The sequence below is a fragment of the Nocardia sp. NPDC102475 genome (genome assembly GCF_055584605.1).
In genome coordinates, this window is the sequence record NZ_JBVJLS010000081.1 from 1 (window position 1) to 1006 (window position 1006).

Genomic DNA, 1006 nt, shown 5'->3' on the forward strand with positions numbered 1-1006 from the left:
TTGGCGGCCAAGCAAACTGGGCCGAAACCAGCGAAGACCGACGCCGATCGGCGTGCGGAGAAGCTGGAAGCGGAAAACACCCGGCTGGTCGCGGAGTTGGACAAGACCCGGAAGGCGTTGCAGATCATGGGAAAAGCGCACGAGCTCTTGGAAATGCTCTCCGAGGGCGCGGATTTCGAGTCGAAACGATCCAAGTGATCGACGCGGCCACGGCCGAGTTGGAGCCGGTGTGTGGGATCCGGGCCGCCTGCGCGCTGACCGGGAAATCGCGGGCCACGCTGCACCGGCACCGCAACCCGAAACCTCCGATCCAGGGGCCGAGAAGGCCGGTGACGCACCCTGCCGCGTTGACCTCGGCCGAGGAGGCCGCGGTGCTCGCGCAGCTGCGTAGCGACCGGTTCATCGACAAGTCGCCGGCGCAGGTGTGGGCCACCCTGCTCGACGAAGGGGTGTATTTGTGTTCGATCTCGACGATGTATCGGCTACTGCGCGTTCATGGCGAGGTGCGTGAGCGCCGCCGCCAGGCTACCCATCCACCCCGGGTGAAACCGGAGCTGGTGGCTACCGGTCCGAACCAGGTGTGGTCGTGGGACGCGACGAAACTGCCCGGACCGTTCAAGGGCGTCTACTACACGCTGCTGGTGATGCTGGACATCTTCTCCCGCAAAGCCGTCCACTGGAGGATCGCGCCGGGCGAATCCGGTTGGCTGGCAAAGCAATTCCATCTCGACGCGATCGCCGCCAACAACGGTGTCGTGCCCGACTACATCCATGCCGACAACGGCGGCCCGATGACCAGCAAACCCGTATCGGAGCTGCTGATCGACCTCAACATCACCCGCTCGCACTCGCGTCCCCGGGTGAGCAACGACAATCCCTACAGCGAGGCGCAGTTCAAAACGTTGAAGTATTGCCCGGCGTTTCCGCAGCGGTTCGCCTCGATCGGTGAGGCCGGGCGGTTCTGTCAGGCGTTCTTCACCTACTACAACAACGATCACCGACATTC

Annotated in this window: 2 protein-coding genes; both read left to right on the plus strand. The window is 63.9% G+C overall.

Annotated elements, in window-relative coordinates:
- Positions 1 to 198, plus strand: a 198-nt coding sequence (locus ACZ60G_RS44150) for a hypothetical protein (RefSeq protein ID WP_465818412.1), incomplete at its 5' end; no start/stop codon positions are given.
- Positions 195 to 1006: transposase (locus ACZ60G_RS44155; RefSeq protein ID WP_465818414.1), on the plus strand; the 812-nt coding region annotated here is incomplete at its 3' end. The genes ACZ60G_RS44150 and ACZ60G_RS44155, both read left to right, overlap by 4 nt.